Raw genomic sequence first — 17,674 nt, forward strand, 5'->3', positions numbered from 1 at the left:
ATCGGTAGCCCGGGGCTGCCGATCACGTGACATTCTGCCGACCACTCGAGCCGAGAAGCCCGGGCTGGGCTGCTCAGCGCCAGTTCGCGGCGACATCCAAGAACGCGTCGTTCGCCTCCGGGTCGCCGATGCTCACGCGGATCCCGTGACCGGCGAACGGACGCACCAGGACACCCGCGTCCTTCGCCTGGGCGGCACGCTCCATGGTCCGCTCGCCCAGGTCGAACCACACGAAGTTCGCGTGCGTCTCCGGCAGCACCCAGCCCTGGCCACGCAAGCTCTCGACGACGCGGGTGCGCTCGTCGACCAGCGCCTCGACACGCTCCTTCAGCTGGCTCTGCGCCTCCGGCTCCAGCGTCGCCAGCGCTGCCGCCTGCGCGACGAGCGACACGCCGAACGGCGTGGACACGCTGCGGATCCCCGCGGTGAGGCGCGGCTCGGCGATCGAGTAGCCGATGCGGAGCCCTGCCAGGCCGTGCGCCTTGGACAGGGTGCGCAGCAGCAGCACGTTCGAGTGGCGGGTGAACATGTCGATGCCGTTCGGCGCCTCCGGGTCCCGCACGAACTCCAGGTACGCCTCGTCCAGCACGACGAGCACGTCCTTCGGCACCACGGCCAGGAACGTCTCCAGCTCCGCCACGTGCACGGCGGGGCCGGTCGGGTTGTTGGGCGTGCAGACCAGCACCACGCGGGTACGCGGGGTGATCGCCGCCGCCATCGCGGGCAGGTCGAGCCGACCGGTGCCCTCCTCCAGCGGCACGGTCACGGCCTTGCCGCCGGACACCGCTGCCGCGATGGGGTAGGCCTCGAACGAGCGCCACGGGAACACGATCTCGTCCCCGTGGTCGACGACGGCGTTGAGGACGTGCGACAGCAGCGCTACCGAGCCGTTGCCGACCACCACGTTCTCGGCTGCCACACCACTGTGTGCGGCGAGCCGGCCGACGAGCTCGTCGGCGTAGAGCTCGGGATACCGGTTGACCTCGGCAGCGGCGCGCGTGATCGCGGCCTGGACCGACGGCAGCGGCGCGTAGGGGTTCTCGTTCGACGAGAGCTTCCACGCCGGGGCGCTCGACCCGGCGCGCGCGCCGGGAACGTAGGCGGGCAGGGCCGACACGGCAGGGCGGAGCGGTACGAATGCTTCTTCCACGGAGGTCAGCATGCCACGATGAACGGATGAAGCTCGTGGCGCGCATCCTCATCACCGCACTAGCAATCGGGCTGTCAGCCCTGATCCTCGGCTCCCACATGGAGGTCGTCAGCGACGGCACCACCCTTGGCACGATCCTCGCCACCGTGGTGGTGGCAGTGATCTACGCCCTGGTCCACATGATCGTGAAGCCGATCGTCCAGCTCATCTCCCTCCCGCTCTACATCCTCACGCTCGGCCTGGTGTCGTTCTTGGTCAACGCGCTCATGCTGTGGATCACGACTCTCATCACCAACCAGACGTGGTTCTCCGACACGCCCAACTGGGGCCTCGAGGTGAACGGCGGCTTCTGGTGGTTCGTGCTGGCCGCGCTGGTCATCTCGGTGGTGCAGACCATCCTCCTGGCGATCCTGCCCAACAGGGTCTCCGACTGAGCGGAGGGCACCGGCCGAACGAGGTCACCGGCCGGTCCGCTCTGTGCGGTAGAACGTGGTGCTCACCGCCGTTCCGTCCAGCCGTGAGCCGATCCGGCCTGCCACCTCGGTGACCCGCGGGTCACCGAGGCCGATCGCGAGGTCGAGCGTGCGGACGTGCGTGGTGACGGCGTGCGCCTGCACCACGCTGCCCGACGCCGCGCGGTCGGCGGCGGAGGCCGAGTCCCGCAGCGACCGGACCACCGTGACCCGGTCCGGGGTGCGGGGATTCTCCGACGCCGACCGGCCGTCGGCGTGCGAGACGATCTCCTCCGGCGTCTCCAGGTGCAGCACCGGGACGCCGGGTGGTGTGGCGAGCGGACCGGTCGGTGATCCGGCCGTGACGAGCCCGGCGACCCGGTAGCGCTCAGCGAAGCCCGCCCGGGACACCAGCGCGGCCGCGGCGATACCGCCCAGGCTGTGCCCGACGAAGGTCACCGGCTCACCGGGACCGACGCCGGAGTCCACGAGCGCACGCTCGACAGCCGCGGTGGCGCCGTCCGCCTGGCCCGCGACGAGCTCGACGTCGGTCCGGCCGTCCAAGGGGTGCTCCGCCGGGAGCGCCGACTGGGTGCCGGGGATCAGGACCGTCCAGGACACCGCGCCGTCCGACCCGGTCAGCCTCTGGACCGCCACCGTGCCCGCCGGCGCACCACCCTGCTGGGGGTACAGGCTGTCGATCCTGCTCAACGCCTCCCCGACCGACCGCGCTCCGGTGCGGGACCAGGCCGGTACCGTGCCGTCCGCGAAGTCCTCGGCGCCGAGCCGCGTGACCCGCACCCCATGGTCGTCGTTCCCGAGCACAGGCAGCTCACGGGCCACGTGCGCCAGCACGCCGGCCCCACCCGTGACGCCGGAACGGCCCTGTGCGGGCCCGGGCTGGGCCAGCGCGACGCCGGCGCCCAAGCCGGTGACGGCCTCGTCGGAGAACGGGGCAAGTCCCCTCGCGGCAGCGGCCCCGAGCTGGCCCGTGGCGGCCTGGGAGGCGCCACCCGTCAGGGCTCCGCCGGCGGCCTGCCCCGCCGCCCCTGCACCGCCCAGCGCGCCGACCCCCGCGAGGCCGGCCCAGCCGAGGCCGCCGAACGCGGCGCCCACTCCGAAGGCGCCAGCGGTGACCAGGGCACCGACGACCCGTTCCGCGGTCGACTCCGCCTCGTCGTACAGGCCTGCTGCCCGGAGCAGGCGCCAGCCGAGCAGGTCGCACCGGTCGGCGGAAGCGATGAGACGGCGCGCGACGTCCTGGGCGGCTGCTTCGAGCGCACGAGCCCTGGCCACCGCCTCTGCGACCGCCTCTGCGGGTAGCCACCAGGCGGCCTCGGCTCTCCCGGCTCCTGGCACGACGAGGTCTCCGCTCACCCCCAGGCAGTGCACGGCTGCCGCCCGCAGGTCGTCGGCGGCACCGGTGACGAGCGCCGCCGCCCACCGCACGGAGTCCAGGTCGACGGACGACGGACCCGACCCGCCGTAGACGGTGACCGTGTCCGCCGGCGCGAGCCGCCCGTCCGGAGAGCTCACCACGACCGGGCACCGATCGTGTGCGGGACGGCCGCGCCACCTGCCTGCCCCAGCCCGTCGGAGTCCGTCCCTTCGGGGTGCGGCCCATCGGTATGAGGAAAGGGCGCCGCCTGAGCAGCGCCGGCCTGCCGCATCGTCGCGTCGAGCAGGTCACCGTCCCGGACGAGCGCCTCCAGCACCTCGGCGACCTCGGCGCGGTACAGCTCCGCCGCACGGGCCTCCCATGCCACGGCACCGGACGCCCGCAGCCCACCGGTCGCTCGCTCCACCAGCCCGACCGCCTCGGCGAGCGCCGACGTCGGGCCGCCTCCCCACCGGTCGTGACCGTGCGCGAGCGGCCACCCGTCGTTCATGGACGCGCTCCGTACATCGGCACTCCCTGGCCTCCTCGTGCATCGAGCCGGTCGGCTCATCCGCAGACGTTACGGAGCGGCCAGGGCCTTGTGCCGGGCCGGCCAGGCCACCTGTTCACAAGTGGCCGGAGATCGGGGGTGTGGTCGGGCTCGCACCCGCTGAACATGGTCGGGACGGTCGTTCGCACCCCGGAGGCACGCGCACGAGCGGTGGGACGATGGGCCTGCCCCTGGACCACGGCCGCGGTCCAGGGGCAGGCCCATCGCTACCTACCCTGCTACAGGCACATCTCGGTGCGACCTGCCTCGACGGTGGTCCGGTGCGGGGCGCCGCGCTCCGGGAAGACCTGGAGGCGGGCCTGGTCCCCTGCGTTGATCTCGAAGCAGGCGCCGTCGCCGGACCACGTGAAGTCCCGCACCACGACCCGGCCGCCGACGGCCTGGAACACCCGACGGCCGTCCTGTCGCAGCTCCGTGCGCTCGGGACTGACCGTCGCGGCGTACCGGTGCCCGTGCACGCGGACGTCGTCGACCACGTTCCGGCCCTCCAGGTCCCACGACCCGAACGTGACCGACCCCGGCTCGCCCCACGGGTCCTCTGCGACCAGCTCGTGCACCGCCATCAGCGGCATCACGTTCGACCACGTGTAGTAGCGCCACGCGCTGTCGACCGCCGACGCGCTGATCGCCTGGCCCGGCTCGGGATCGAAGTACTCGGGGAACCAGCTGTTCTTGTCCCAGCTGTCGAGCCACATCCGCGTGCTCTTCGACGCGAGCTCACCCGCGGCGGCGTCGAGCCCGTACCGCTTGACGCCGTCGTACACGGTCGCGTTCATCGGCGGCCACACTGCACCGCGCCACTGCTCGCAGGAGTTCTCGTCGCCCCACGCGAGGTAGTACCGGTAGTGCTGCGAGTCGTTCGGCTGGTCCAGGCCGTTCGCGCAGTACTCCGGGTCGGACCTGCTGATGCTCGGTATGCCGTACTCGCCGCCGAACTTCTCCGGGTCGAGCAGGTTCTCGTCGACGGTCCGCTGCGCCCGCTCCGGCGTCGCGACTCCGCCGAAGAGCGGGTAGAAGACCGTGGGCGTGACGACCTTGCCCCAGGTCCCGTCGAGGTGCCGGTCGAGATACATACCCTGCTCGTCGTTCCACAGCCTCTCGTTGACGGCTTCCTTCACCGTGCCGAAGACCGCCCGGAAGCGCTCCTCGTCCGCCGGCCGGTCGAGTACGTCGGCGAGCTCGGCCAGCGACTCGGCCATCAGCGCGTAGTAGGACGTCAGCGCAACGTCGGTGAGGTCGGTGTTGTCGCGCTCGTCGCCGCTCCCGCCGTCCTTCGGGATGCGGTTGGCGGCCTGGTAGACCGGTAGGTCATCGAGCCCGAGGTGGTTCCCTACCTTGCTCGCGTCGGCGTCGTACGGAGCTTCGAGGAGCCCGTCACCGTCCACGTCCCACTCGGGCAGCTTGTCGAAGAAGTCCACCAGGGCGGGATAGGCCTGCTCGACGAGCTCCCGGTCCCCGGTCGCCGCATGGATCCGCTTGACCGCGTACGCATGCATCGGTCCGGAGTGGAGCTGGTCGTAACGGGGCCCGCCGACGTCGAACAGGTCCCGCTCGTGCTCACGAGCCAGTCCTGGGTCGACCGTGAGCGCGATGATCGCGTCCCACGCCGAGTCCCAGCCGGTGAAGATGGTGTCGTTCTCGGCGCCACCACGACCCCAGCCCCAGACGAGGAAGCTCCGCTGGAACGTCTCGTCGTAGTTGGCGTTGAGGGCGATGGCGGAGCGCATCACCGTCGCGGCCCTGCCTGCCGGTCCCTCACCGCTGAGGGTGCCGATGTCCGCACGCGCCTCCGCGCGGTCGAGGATCGCGAGAATCTCGCGCTCACCCGTCTCAGCGGGCCCGGTCTCCACCGGGGCCCCGGACACGGTCGTCGTGAACGTCACGGTCTCGTTCGCGTCCAGCGTGTAACGCAGGGCGGCGGCCGCCTGACCGGGGGCTGCCGGCTCACCTTCCATCGCCGCGACCAGGTCGTCCTCCGACGCGTACGACGCGCCGTCGTCCGGGCGCACCGTCGGGGTGAGCGCGAAGTGACCGGTCTTCTCCGGGTCCTCCACGCCGGCGCCGCTCGCGCGGATCCCCTGGTCTGTGACCTGGTAGGTCCCTGGCTCGTCCCACGGTGGAGCGGCCTCGAGGAAGACCGTCGTGTCGTCGGCCGACGCCGTCACCGCACCCACCAGGACGTTGGGGGCCGTCCGCGCGAACCGGATCCGGATCGTCTGCTTGTCGCGCTGCGTCTGTTCGTAGCGCGCCTCCATCACCGGGAGCAGCTCGCGTGCCTCAGCCACCTGGTCGGCGGACCAGTTGTCGGGGTGGTCGAGGATCTCTCGCAGGGCCCCGAGCTGCTCGGGGGTGATCGTCCGGTCGTCGCTGCCGACCTGGACCTCGTAGTAGGAACCGTCGACCGTCGCCGGGCCGACGTCCGCGACGTACGGGATCAGCCCCTGGTTCTCCCGGATGAGACGGTTGGCGCTCGTCAGCAGGTTCACCCGCATGGTGAACCTGCTCTCGCCCTCGCCGACGAACAGTGCGCCGTTGTCGTCCCGCTCCGTGTAACCAGGCATGGCGAACGGGCGCTCGAGCCCAGCCGCACTGTCCTCGGTATCCGGCGCGGCGACCTGCGCATCCGCCGAGAACGCCAAGGACGCCACCGACGCCAAGGACACGAACGCTGCCCCTACGACGAGCGGTCCTCGGCGCACGAGCCGGATCACACCATTGTGATCTGCCATCTGTTGTTCCTCCCATGAATGTGAGCGCTAACACCATGACGACATCGATGTTAACGTAACATGTATCATATGACAACTATCGCTTGGTAGTCCCTTCCCACGGCCACCCCCGGGCGGACGCAAACCCCTCGGCGGGCGGCGAGCCCGGCGTGGGAGAATGGAGCACGTGCCTGAGACGACCGCGCCCGCCGCCAGCCCTGCCAGCCCCGTCACCCGCGTAACCCTGGCGGAGGTGAGCCCTGCCATCGCGCTCGGGCCGCTCGACGGCCGGTACCGCAAGGCCGTCGCGCCGCTCGTCGACCACCTGAGCGAGGCCGCGCTGAACCGCGAGCGCATCCACGTCGAGGTGGAGTGGCTCATCACGCTCTGCAACGGCACGCCCGGCGATCCCTCCCCGGTGGTCCCCGGCGCACCCGCGCTGTCGCCGCAGGAGGTCGACTACCTGCGTGCGATCCCCGCGACGTTCGGCGCGGACGAGATCGCCGAGCTGGCCGAGATCGAGCGCGAGACGGTGCACGACGTCAAGGCGGTCGAGTACTTCATCAAGCGCCGCATCGCCGCGGCGCCCGAGGCGCTCGGCACGACGAGCCTCCCGGCGGCGAGCGAGCTGGTGCACTTCGCCTGCACCAGCGAGGACATCAACAACCTGTCGTACGCGCTGATGGTCCGGGGTGCGGTCCGGGACGCGTGGCTCCCCGCCGCGACCGCCGTCGTCGACCAGCTCGCGGGCATGGCGCGCGAGCACGCGGCGGCGCCGCTGCTGAGCCGCACGCACGGTCAGCCAGCGACGCCGACCACGCTGGGCAAGGAGCTCGCCGTGCTGGCGCACCGGCTGCGCCGTCAGCTGCGGCGCATCGAGGGCGCCGAGTTCCTGGGCAAGCTGAACGGCGCCACCGGCACCTACGGCGCGCACACGGTCGCCGTCCCGACCGCCGACTGGCCTGCCGTGTCCAAGGCGTTCGTCGAAGGCCTCGGCCTGGACTGGAACCCGCTGACCACGCAGATCGAGTCGCACGACTGGCAGGCGGAGGTCTACGCCGACGTCGCCCGCTTCAACCGGATCCTGCACAACCTCGCGACCGACGTGTGGACCTACATCTCGCTCGGGTTCTTCACGCAGATCCCGGTCGCGGGCGCAACGGGCTCGTCCACGATGCCGCACAAGGTGAACCCGATCCGGTTCGAGAACGCCGAGGCGAACCTCGAGATCTCGTGCTCGCTCCTGGACACGCTCTCGGCGACGCTCGTGACGAGCCGCCTCCAGCGTGACCTCACCGACTCGACGACGCAGCGGAACATCGGCCCGGCGTTCGGGCACAGCCTGCTCGCGATCGACAACGTGGCGCGTGGCCTGGACCGGCTCGCCGTCAACGAGACGCTGCTGCGCGAGGACCTCGACGCCAACTGGGAGGTGCTGGGCGAGCCCGTCCAGTCGGCGATGCGCGCCGCCTCCGTCGCGGGCGTGCCCGGCATGGAGAACCCCTACGAGCGTCTCAAGGACCTCACGCGCGGCCAGCGCGTGGACGGCGCGCGCATGCGCGAGTTCGTGGCAGGCCTCGGCCTGCCCGACGACGTCGCCGCCCGCCTCGCCGCGCTGACCCCCGCCACGTACACGGGGCTGGCCGAGCAGCTGGTGAAGGACTACCTGGACTGAGGCGGAGGTGCAGCGCAGGGTGGGGGCCGAGGAACGAGGCACCCGCCCGGAGCGGAACCGCAGCCTCAGGCCACAAACGTGACAGGGGCTGAGGCGGAGGTGCAGCGCAGGGTGGGGGCCGAGGAACGAGGCACCCGCCCGGAGCGGAACCGCAGCCTCGGTCCACAAACGTGGCAGGGGCTGAGGCGGAGGTGCAGCGCAGGGTGGGGACCGAGGAACGAGGCACCCGCCCGAAGCGGAACCGCAGCCTCAGGCCACGAAGGTGTCGCCTGAACCCCAGTGGGACGCGTGATCCTGGACGAACTCGGCGAACGTACGGGGTGGACGGCCGGTCAGGTCCAGCACCGCGGTGCTGACCTGGTCGTCCTGGCCGGTCCGGATGCCGGCGTCGACGGCGGCGAGGGCCGTCGCGAAGTCGTCCGGCATGCCGGACGCTCGGTAGGCGTCGATCTGCTCGGCGACCCCGACGGGCACTACCCGGACCGGCTGGCCGGTGTGGGCGGTGATGATCTGTGCCGCGTCCTGATAGTTCAGCGCCTTGGGCCCGGTGAGCAGGTAGTCGTCCTGGACGTCGGGGTGGCCGTCTGGTCCTGTCAGCAGCGTGGCGGCTACCGCCGCGATGTCTCGAGCGTCGATCCAGCCCACCCGACCGGTTCCGGCAGCGGTGCGGATCTCGCCGCCCCGCCGGATCCGTTCACCCAGCGGGTGGGGGGCCAAGAAGTTCTGCATGAACCCGGACGCGCGTAGCACCACCCATCCAGGACGGGCCCGCACGTGCGCGGCCAGCTCCAGCGCGCTGGTGGCACCCGGCAGCACGATGGCGGAGCCCAGCAGCACCACCCGGCGCACACCGAGGCGTTCTGCCTCCGCCAGGAACGGCTCGACCAGCGGCATCGGGTCCGTGGTGTCTGTCGGAGGCACCAGATAGACCTGGTCCGTCCCGCGCAGCGCTGCCGGATGCGAGGCCGGGTCGCTCCAGTCGAACCGGACCACGTCCGGGGCGTCGGCAGGTGGGAAGCGGCTCGCCACCCGGACCGGCACACCGCGCTTGCGGAGCAGACCGGTCAGGGTGCTTCCCGTCTTGCCGGTGCCGCCGGTGACCAGCACGCCGGTCATCGGGTGGCCTCCTCGCCCAGCGAACCGAGCAGCTCGGGCAGCGTGCCGGCCGCTGAGGCAGCTGCGAGCGGGTTCCAGTAGTCCCGATACCGAGTGATCAAGCCCTCGTGGGTGGTGACCACCGTGATGTAGTCCAGCTGGTACGGCTCGTCGGTGGCCACCGTGCGACCGTCCGCGGTGAACTCGACCACGATGGTGTCCGGCTGGTCCGTGTGCCGCACGGTGAGGGTCGGGATCGTCTGCACGTCCATCAGGTCCGGGTAGCCGGCCAGATAGCCCCGGACCGCCTCGCGTCCGTTCAGCCTGCTCGGTGAGGTCCCTACCGCGAAGGGGAACTCGGCGGTGCCGCCCTCCGCCCACAGGTCGGCGACGGCATCCATGTCCTTGGCCAGCAGCAGCTCCAGCAGCTGGCGAAAGGTCTCTTCGGAAGTGCGTAGTGGCACGGTGGTTCTCCAACGTTCGGTGGGTCAGGTGACCGCACCAGACTGGCCGCACGAGGCGGCGCCATGGAACCCACCGCTGAGCCCCGGACCACTGGTCCGTGGCTAAGCCCGCCACGTTGTGCCAGCCTGGCCGAGTGAGCAGAGAACTGGCCGACTTCCTGCGCAGTCGACGGGAGGCGCTGCACCCGGCCAAGGTGTCGCCAACGGCTGTCCATCCACCTGGCCTGCGTGCCCGGCGCACGCCCGGGCTGCGCCGGGAAGAGGTGGCCGACCTGGCCGGGGTGTCCACGAGCTACTACGAGCGGCTGGAGCAGGCCCGCGCGTCACGTCCGTCGCCACAGGTGCTGTCCGCGCTGGGCACAGCATTGCGCCTCACCACCGCCGAGCGCGAGCACCTGGCACGGCTGGCCGGGCAGATCACACCCGTTGTGGACGCCGATCGTGCGCCGGTGGCTGCCGACGCACGCCGACTGCTGGACCGGCTCGGACCGCTACCCGCCTACGTGGTGGACGACGCAGAGGACATCGTGGCCTGGAACGCTGCGGCAGCCGCGTTGATCATCGACTTCGCCCAGCTGCCCGTCCACGAGCGCAACACGCTGCGCCTCGCCGTCCGGCTGAGTGGTTCGCTCTGCTCAGCACCCGTCGGTGCAGAGGACGACTTCGCCCGGCAGGCCGCCGCCCACCTGCGCGCGGCCAGTGCCCGCCGCCCGGCGGACCGTGCGCTGAGCGAGCTGGTCAACGAGTACGCCGCACACGACCCGAACTTCGTTGCCGGCTGGCGCAGGCACGACGTGCGCCCTCGGCCGACGCTGCGCAAGTGCCTGCGCCATCCCGAGCTCGGTGAGCTCGAGCTGGACCGGCAGACTCTGCTCATGCCCGGAACCAGCCTGCGGCTGGTGCTCTACACCGCAGATCCTGGCAGCCCCAGCGCCGCCACCCTGTCCCGGCTGGGCTCGTCCGGCGCGGTGCAGTGACCGTCGGCCCGGACCACCTGCGAACGGCTTCCATACGATGGAGCGCATGAGCCGCTCCACCACGCCCAGCACTGCTTACCTCGACCACCTGGTCGCTGAGACCGCTGGACGGCGCGAGGCCCTTGCCGGGCCGGCCCCCACGGTCGACGGCGGGGGCCCTGTCGCGGCCGACGGCGGTGCGCCCGCGGCCCTGGTCGCCGTCGTCGAGCGGGCGGCCGAGCAGCTCGAGCCGGAGCTCGCCGAGATCGTCCGGCGGCTGCACGCCGATCCCGAACCGGCGTTCGAGGAGCACCGCAGCGCCGCGGCTCTCGTCGAGGTGCTCGGCCGGCACGGCGTCACGGTGGAGCTCGGAGTCCACGGCGTGCCGACGGCGTTCCGGGCCGAGGTGGGTGACCCGGCCGGACCGACGATCGCGATCTGCGCGGAGTACGACGCGCTGCCCGGCATCGGGCATGCGTGCGGCCACAACGTGATCGCGGCGTCCGGCGTGGGTGCGTTCCTCGCCGCGCGCCGGGTCATGACCTCAGGTGACGCCCCTCCGGGACGCATCGTCCTGCTCGGGACTCCCGCGGAGGAGGGCCACAGCGGCAAGGAGGTGCTCGCCCGCAACGGAGCGCTCGAGGGCATCGATGCGGCGATCATGGTGCACCCGTACGGGCTCGACGTCGCGGACCAGGTCTGGCTCGGACGCCGGCTCTTGACGTGGACGTTCACCGGACGCCCCGCACACGCCTCGGCCCAGCCGTACATGGGCCGCAACGCGCTCGACGCCGCCAGCCTCGCCTATCAGGGCATCGGGCTGCTGCGGCAGCAGATGCCGCCGGTGGACAGGGTGCACGCGACGATCGCGGAGGGCGGCACGCGGCCGAGCATCATCACGGAGCGGGCCGTCGTGCACCTGTACGCGCGGTCCAAGTACGTGGACACCCTGCGTGACCTGTCGCGCCGCCTCGACGACATCGCGCACGGCGCGGCCCGCATGACCGGCACCGACGTCGAGATCACCTGGGACGACGGCGCCCACCCGAGCCTGCCGGTCCGCGGCAACCGGATGCTCACCGACCGCTGGGTCGCGGCGCAGCGCCGTCGTGGGCGCGACCCGCTGCCCGCGGGCGTGCTGTCCGAGACGCTCGCTGCGTCGACCGACTTCGGCAACTTCTCGTTCCGCATCCCCGGCATCCATCCGCTCGTGCAGGTCTCGGACCCGGACATCGCGCTGCACACCGCTGAGTTCGCGGCCGCCGCGGCGACGCCTGCGGCCGTGGCCGCCGCCGTCGACAGCGCGGCAGGGCTCGCCTCGACAGCCCTTGACTACCTGTACGACGCCGACCTGCGCGCCGCCGTCCACGCGGAGTTCGCCGCGGAGGGTGGTGCTGTCGACGTGCCGGCGTACTTCGACTGACGGTTACGCCAGGCGGCAGGCGCACGGCCAAAAACAGGAGGCCCACCGCTGCGGGCGACCGTATGGTCGGGCCATGACGACGCCGGAGATCGCGCCCACCGACACCTGGCTCGCCGTCACGCGGGAGGACGGCGAGACGGTCGGCTACCTCGAGCCGCTGACCGCTGACTACGCCGACGTGATCCCGCGCAACCGCCTCGGCCATGTGGTCGGCGAGTCGCAGGACTATCACGTGGCCGAGGAGCTGGTGCTCGATCGTGGGCTGCGCGAGCTGGCGGAGCACTGGGTGCTCGACGGCGGGGGTCCTGAGCTCGCGGTCATCGAGCTCGCGCCGGACGGCATCGTGCTGCGCGACGCGTTCCTGTCCAAGTCGCTGGCCCCCACGAAGCGGGTGCTCGTCCCGTGGCCGGACACTGCGGGCCGGCTCCGCCAGGTCTGACGGGAACGAGTGATCGGTAGTTCGTCAGGTGGTCGGTACCCCGGGGTACCGACCACCTGACGAACTACCGATCACTCGCGTTCACGCAGCGTCAGGCCGTCCGGAGCAGCTCCCGGACCCGGACCGTGCGCTGTCGCGCCACCATGGTCGTGGTCACGGCGAGCCCGGCGATGCCCCACAGGGCGACCGCGGCGGTCGCCATCCCGACGCCGCCCACGCCCGGCTCGATGAGCCCGACGAGACCGTCGAGACCTGCACCGACCGGCAGGAACGCCGCCAGCCCTTCGAGTACACCAGGCACCGTCGACACCACTCCCGTCGCGATGACGAGCACCGCCACCAGCAGGCTGATCCCCCGGCCGACGTGGCCGAGAGCGGCGGCCAGCGCTTGGTTGACCGCCACGAAGGCGACCGAGACCAGTGCACCGAAGCCCATGGTCGCCGCCCAGCCGCCGAGGTCAAGGTCCTCGATACCGGCCAGCACAGCACCCGCCGCGACGCCCGTGAACAGGCCGACCACTGCCGGGACGGCGAACGTCTCGAGCGTGAGCCGCAGCGCGCCGCGCGTCGAGCCCCGAGCGTGCAGCGGGACCGGTGTGAACACGATCATCAGGGCGAGCGCACCGAGCCAGAGGGCCAGGACCGCGAACATCGGGCCTGTCGCGCCGGTGTCGAGGTCGGTGACCTCGCCGTCGGTGGCGACCGGGTCGGCCACCACGGAAGCAAGCGACTTGCGCTCCTGCTCCGTGTACGACGGGATCTCCTCGGTGGCCTGTCCCAGGCCGTCCGACAGGTCCTCCGCGCCGCCGGCCAGCTCGCCGACACCGTCGGCCAGGCCGTCCACGCCGGTCGCGAGCTGGTTGGTGCCTGTCTCCAGCTCACCGACACCGTTGGCGAGCTCGGTCGCTCCCGAGGCGAGGCCGCCGGCGCCGCCGGAGAGCTCGCGTGCACCGCTGGCCAGGCCGGAGGCCCCGGAGGCGAGCTGCGAGGAACCGCCGGCCAGCTCAGTGGCGCCGGATGCGACCTGCGCAGAGCCTGACTCGAGCTGGCCGAGACCGTCGGCCAGCTGGTGGCTTCCTGTCGACAGGTCCTTGGCGCCACCGGCGAGGCCATCGGCCCCCGCGGCAACCTGCTTCGCACCCTTCGACGTCTCGGCTGCTCCGGCAGCAAGGGCGTAGAGGCTCTTCGCGCTCTCCTTGTCCGACATCGCTTCGAGGCCGTACTCGACCGTACCGGCGTCGACGGGAAGGTCCGAGTACTTGGCCAGGGTGGCGCACAAGTCCGCAACCAGGATCGCGCGAGCGGGGTCCGCACAGACCTTCCCCGCCTCGGTGACCATGGCAACTGCTCCCTCTGAGGCATCAGCCGCATGCCCAGCAAGAACCTGCGCACCGTCCGCGGCGCCCTTCGCGCCCGCTGCAAGCTCGGCGGACCCATCGGCCAGGTCGGAGGCACCATCGGCGAGATTGGCCGCTCCACCTGTGAGCTGCCCCGCACCGCCGGCGAGCGCTTCTGCTCCGTCAGCGCTCTGGCCCACCCCACGCGCCACCTGGTCTGCGCCGTCGGCAAGGCCCGAGGCTCCGGAGGCGAGCCCTGCTACGCCTGACGACACCTCGTCAGCACCCGCAGCCCACTGGCCGGCACCGGAGGCCCACTCGCCGGCACCGCCGGCGAGGCCCGACACGCCGTCGCCCACGCCGGCCACGCCGGCAGAGGTCTGGTGCGCTCCGTCCGCCAGCTCCTTGGCACCCTTGCCCGCCTCGGTCGCTCCGTCGGCGAGCTGGTCCGCGCCGTCGGCGGCCTTGCCCAGCTCTTCCGAGAGCGTGGAGAAGCCGACGAGCACGTTGTCCACGTAGGTCTCGGTCAGGGTGCTGCCGAGCAGCCCGGTAGCAGTCTGCGCCACCACCTGCGCGAGGGCGTCGTCGAGCACGCGGCCGTTGGCCGGCGTCGCGACGTCGATCGTGGCCTGCCGCGCCTTCGCCGGGTCATCGCCACCGAACGAGGTCGCCGCGGCGGAGAAGCCCTCCGGAATGGTCACGACGGCGGCGTAGGTGCCGTCGGCGAGACCGTCGGCCGCGCTCGACGCGTCGGAGATCTCCCAGTCGTAGCTCGCGTCGGAGGCGGGGACCGCCGCCGCTTCGCCGGCCGCTGCGTCCGCCGTCTCGCCACCGCTCACCAGGCCTGCGGCGAGCTGCCGCCCGAGCGGCACCGTCTGGCCGTCGACCTTGACCGGCTCGTCCAGGTTGACGATCGCCGCCTTGACGGTGTCGAGCCGGTCCTGCGGGTTCCAGAGGGCCGAGATCAGGAGCCCCAGGATCATCAGGGGAAGGAGCGCCACTGCCACGGCGCGCCACGGGTTCCGGAACGGCTCGGGCCGTAGCCATCTCGTTGCGGTGCTCATGCCCGCACCTCCTGCTCGGTCACGTCTGCTGGCTGGTCGGGTTCTGTACTGCGGGGTTCGGTACGGACGCCCGGGCTGACGTCCAGCACCGGGGTGTCGGACGACGTCAGGTCCGTCGCCGCGAACCCCGTCGAGCCGAGCAGCACCGCGACTCCCGCGTGCTGTGCGCCGGCGACCGCCTGCGCCAGCTCGGCGCGCGCCGCGAGGTCGCCCACCGTCTCCGTCGCGTCCACGACGAGCACGGCCGGCTTGTCGCGCAGTGCCCGGCGGACAGCCGCAGCGGGATGCCCGCCCTCGGCAGCCGAGTCGACGACCGCCACCCGGTGCCGCACGGACGACGCTCGCTCGGGCAGCACGAGACCTGCGGTCTTCGCGACTCCGCCCGTCAGGTCGAGCCGGCCCGCTACGGCCAGCAGGAACGCGCTGACCGGCGCCGTGCCGTCCCCTCGGACGAGCAGCGCGCCGCCGTCGGGCACCCGCACGCTCACCGGGCCGACGATCACGCCGGTCCGGCCGCGTACCTCGAGGTCGCCGGTGGCCACGGCGTCCGTCGCGCCGGGCTCCGGCCAGTCCCTGAGCGACAGCTCGCGGGCGAGACCCTCGCCCTCGACGTCGAACGACGGCAGCACCCGGTCGAGCCACTTCGGCATGTACCAGGCTTTCTCCCCCAGCAGGGCGAGCACTGCCGGGACGAAGATCATGCGCACGACGAACGCGTCGACGGCCACACCGACCGCAAGGCCGAGCGCGATCGGTTTGAGGTTCATGTCGCCGTGCGGGACGAACGCAACGAAGACCGCGATCATGATGATCGCCGCGGCCGTCACGACCTTGGCCGAGCCCTGGAAGCCGGTGGTGATCGCGTGCCTGGCGCTGCCGCCGTGCACGTAGTCCTCGCGCATGCGGGACACGAGGAAGACCTCGTAGTCCATCGCGAGCCCGAACAGGATGCCCATGAGCACGATCGGCATGAAGCTGATGACAGGGCCGGTGCGGGTGACGTTGAGCGCCTCGGCGAAGACGCCGTGCTCGAACACGAGCGAGACCACACCGAACGCCGCGCCGACGGACAGCAGGTAGCCGACCGTCGCCTTGATCGGCACAGCTATCGAGCGGAACACCATCGTCAGCAGGATCAGCGACAGGCCCACGACGACCAGGGCGAACGGCAGCAGCGCGTCGCCGAGCTTGTCCGACACGTCGATGCCGACGGCGGTGAAGCCCGTGACGGAGAGGTCGACCCCGTACTCGTCGAGGAAGTAGTCGTGCTGGGCCCGGATCTCGCGGACCAGGTCCTCGGTCTGGGCGGACGTCGGGCCGCCCTCGGGAACCACCTGGATGATGCCGGTGTCCGCGGACTGGTTCGGCGTCGCGAGCGGCACGTCGGCCACACCCGGCAGGTCGGCGATCTCGTCGCCGATCTCGTCCATGAGGGTCACCGGGTCGGTGCTGGTCACGATGGATCCGGTCACGATCAGCGGGCCGTTGAAGCCGTCGCCGAAGTGCTCGGAGACGAGGTCGTAGGTGACCCGGGCCGGGTCGTCCTCCTCCATCACGCCCGCGTCCGGGAGCGCGAGGCGCAGGTCCAGCGCGGGGTAGCTGAGCGCGCCCATCGCTGCGATGACCAGCACGACGGTCAGCGCCGGGATCTTGGTCACCGCGCGCACCCACCCGGCGAAGAACCGGTTGGGCCTCGGCTCGGGCGAGGCAACGGGGGGTGTGCGCCGGCGAGTCGTCTCCGGGTCGGCGGCAGCCGCGGCGGCGTCGGCGGCCTTGGCCTCCTTGACCGCGGCGCGACGGGCCCGGCGCGACGGCTTGGGCCGCAGCCGCTCCCCCGCGAACCCGAGCAGGGCAGGCAGCAGCGTGAGCGAGACGAGCACGGTGATGCCGACCGTGACCGCCGCCGCGACGCCCATGATGGTGAGGAAGGGGATGCCCGCCACACCCAGGCCGACGAGGGCGATCATCACGGTGAGGCCAGCGAACACGACAGCGGAACCTGCCGTCGCAGTCGCCCGCGCGATCGATTCGTGCACCTCGAGCCCTGTGCCGAGCTGCTCCCGGTGCCTGGACACGATGAACAGCGCGTAGTCGATGCCGACCGCCAGGCCGAGCATCACCGCCAGCATCGGCGTCGTCGAGTTGATCGGGCCGAGCGCCGTGGCGGCGAACAGCAGCCCCATCGAGGCCCCGACGCCGAGGAGCGCGTTGATCAGCGGCAGCCCCGCGGCCACGAGGGAGCCGAGCGTCAGGACCAGCACGACGAGCGCGACCAGCAGGCCGACGCCCTCGGTGAGCGTCATCTCCGGGAACTTCGAGGAGAAGAGCTGGCCACCCAGCTGCGCCTCGGCGCCCTCGGGCAGGGCTTCTGCGAGCGCCTCTGCCTCGACACCCAGCGCGTCCTTGGTCTCCTCGGTGATGGAGCCCTGGTCACCGTCGAGCTGGATCGTGAGGAGCGTGGCGCGCTCGTCGTCGGACACCGATGCAGGCATCAGCTCCTCGTAGGGCGACGTGACGGCGGCGACCTGCGAGACGTCGCTGATCGCCTCCACACCGTCGGTGATGGCCGAGCGCATGGGTTCGTCCTCGATGGACCCCCCTTCTGGCGCTACCACGATCACCTGCGCCGAGGCGCCGCTGACCTCCGGGAACGTCGCGGCGAGACGGTCGAGCGCCTCTTGCGACTCGGTGCCGGGGATGGCCACCTGGTTGTCGAGACCTTGCTGCAGCAGGCCGGCCGCACCGCCCACGAGGAGGAGTACCAGGACCCAGATGGCCACGACGAGCCGGCGGGCGCGTACGGCCCAGCGGCCGAGCGAGTAGAGAACGGAGGACACGCACACTCCTGGACGAGGCGGGGTACGACAGGGGCTCTTCGATGCACCACTGTATCCGATACACGAGTGCATCCAATACACCGACGTATTGATAGACTGGCCTCTTGACACCCCAAGGAGTTTCC

13 protein-coding genes are annotated in these 17,674 nt (G+C 71.6%); 5 read left to right on the plus strand and 8 right to left on the minus strand.

Going from position 1 to position 17,674, the window contains the following annotated elements; all coding sequences use genetic code 11:
* Positions 1–73: 73 nt before the first annotated feature.
* Positions 74–1,162: a histidinol-phosphate transaminase gene (gene hisC, locus ACFS27_RS09915; protein WP_377182424.1), complete on the minus strand. Its 1,089-nt coding sequence runs from the start codon at positions 1,160–1,162 to the stop codon at positions 74–76.
* Positions 1,163–1,176: 14 nt separating this feature from the next.
* On the opposite strand from hisC, the gene ACFS27_RS09920 reads away from it, so the two are divergent.
* Positions 1,177–1,584, plus strand: a complete 408-nt coding sequence (locus tag ACFS27_RS09920) for a phage holin family protein (RefSeq protein ID WP_377182426.1) — start codon at positions 1,177–1,179, stop codon at positions 1,582–1,584.
* 24 nt (positions 1,585–1,608) lie between these two features.
* On the opposite strand, the gene ACFS27_RS09925 is transcribed toward ACFS27_RS09920, so the two are convergent.
* The 3 genes from ACFS27_RS09925 to ACFS27_RS09935 all read right to left on the minus strand — a co-directional run bounded on the left by ACFS27_RS09925 (position 1,609) and on the right by ACFS27_RS09935 (position 6,280).
* Positions 1,609–3,141, minus strand: coding sequence for a hypothetical protein (locus ACFS27_RS09925; protein WP_377182428.1), 1,533 nt, complete (start codon positions 3,139–3,141; stop codon positions 1,609–1,611).
* Positions 3,135–3,491, minus strand: a complete 357-nt coding sequence (locus tag ACFS27_RS09930) for a hypothetical protein (protein ID WP_377182430.1) — start codon at positions 3,489–3,491, stop codon at positions 3,135–3,137. The genes ACFS27_RS09925 and ACFS27_RS09930 overlap by 7 nt, the downstream gene beginning before the upstream one ends.
* 278 nt (positions 3,492–3,769) lie before the next feature.
* Entirely contained in the window at positions 3,770–6,280 is a 2,511-nt protein-coding gene (locus ACFS27_RS09935) for an amylo-alpha-1,6-glucosidase (RefSeq protein ID WP_377182432.1), read from the minus strand.
* Positions 6,281–6,437: 157 nt separating this feature from the next.
* Between ACFS27_RS09935 and purB the strand changes: the two genes are divergently transcribed.
* The gene (purB, locus tag ACFS27_RS09940; protein WP_377182434.1) at positions 6,438–7,934 is read left to right on the plus strand and encodes an adenylosuccinate lyase; all 1,497 of its coding nucleotides are present in this window, start codon (positions 6,438–6,440) and stop codon (positions 7,932–7,934) included.
* A 249-nt stretch (positions 7,935–8,183) separates the two neighbouring features.
* On the opposite strand, the gene ACFS27_RS09945 is transcribed toward purB, so the two are convergent.
* Both ACFS27_RS09945 and ACFS27_RS09950 read right to left on the minus strand, forming a co-directional pair.
* The gene (locus ACFS27_RS09945; protein WP_377182436.1) at positions 8,184–9,050 is read right to left on the minus strand and encodes an NAD(P)H-binding protein; all 867 of its coding nucleotides are present in this window, start codon (positions 9,048–9,050) and stop codon (positions 8,184–8,186) included.
* Positions 9,047–9,493 (minus strand): nuclear transport factor 2 family protein, encoded by a 447-nt coding sequence (locus tag ACFS27_RS09950; RefSeq protein ID WP_377182438.1) that lies wholly within the window; start codon positions 9,491–9,493, stop codon positions 9,047–9,049. The genes ACFS27_RS09945 and ACFS27_RS09950 overlap by 4 nt, the downstream gene beginning before the upstream one ends.
* 134 nt (positions 9,494–9,627) lie before the next feature.
* Here ACFS27_RS09950 and ACFS27_RS09955 point away from each other — a divergent pair, with 134 nt between their 5' ends.
* From ACFS27_RS09955 to ACFS27_RS09965, 3 genes are all read left to right on the plus strand, one after another.
* Positions 9,628–10,470 carry a helix-turn-helix transcriptional regulator gene (locus ACFS27_RS09955; RefSeq protein WP_377182440.1) on the plus strand — a complete coding sequence of 281 codons (843 nt, stop codon included), beginning with the start codon at positions 9,628–9,630 and terminating at the stop codon, positions 10,468–10,470.
* Positions 10,471–10,507: 37 nt separating this feature from the next.
* A complete protein-coding gene (locus ACFS27_RS09960; protein ID WP_377182442.1) occupies positions 10,508–11,872 on the plus strand; it encodes an amidohydrolase in 1,365 nt (454 codons plus the stop codon).
* Between the two features lie 73 nt (positions 11,873–11,945).
* Entirely contained in the window at positions 11,946–12,311 is a 366-nt protein-coding gene (locus tag ACFS27_RS09965; RefSeq protein WP_377182444.1) for a hypothetical protein, read from the plus strand.
* Positions 12,312–12,402: 91 nt separating this feature from the next.
* On the opposite strand, the gene ACFS27_RS09970 is transcribed toward ACFS27_RS09965, so the two are convergent.
* Positions 12,403–14,712: a YhgE/Pip domain-containing protein gene (locus ACFS27_RS09970; protein WP_377182446.1), complete on the minus strand. Its 2,310-nt coding sequence runs from the start codon at positions 14,710–14,712 to the stop codon at positions 12,403–12,405.
* Positions 14,709–17,549: an MMPL family transporter gene (locus ACFS27_RS09975; RefSeq protein WP_377182448.1), complete on the minus strand. Its 2,841-nt coding sequence runs from the start codon at positions 17,547–17,549 to the stop codon at positions 14,709–14,711. The genes ACFS27_RS09970 and ACFS27_RS09975 overlap by 4 nt, the downstream gene beginning before the upstream one ends.
* Positions 17,550–17,674 lie beyond the last annotated feature (125 nt).

This window comes from Promicromonospora vindobonensis (assembly GCF_042685865.1).
Classification (GTDB): Bacteria; Actinomycetota; Actinomycetes; order Actinomycetales; family Cellulomonadaceae; genus Promicromonospora; species Promicromonospora vindobonensis.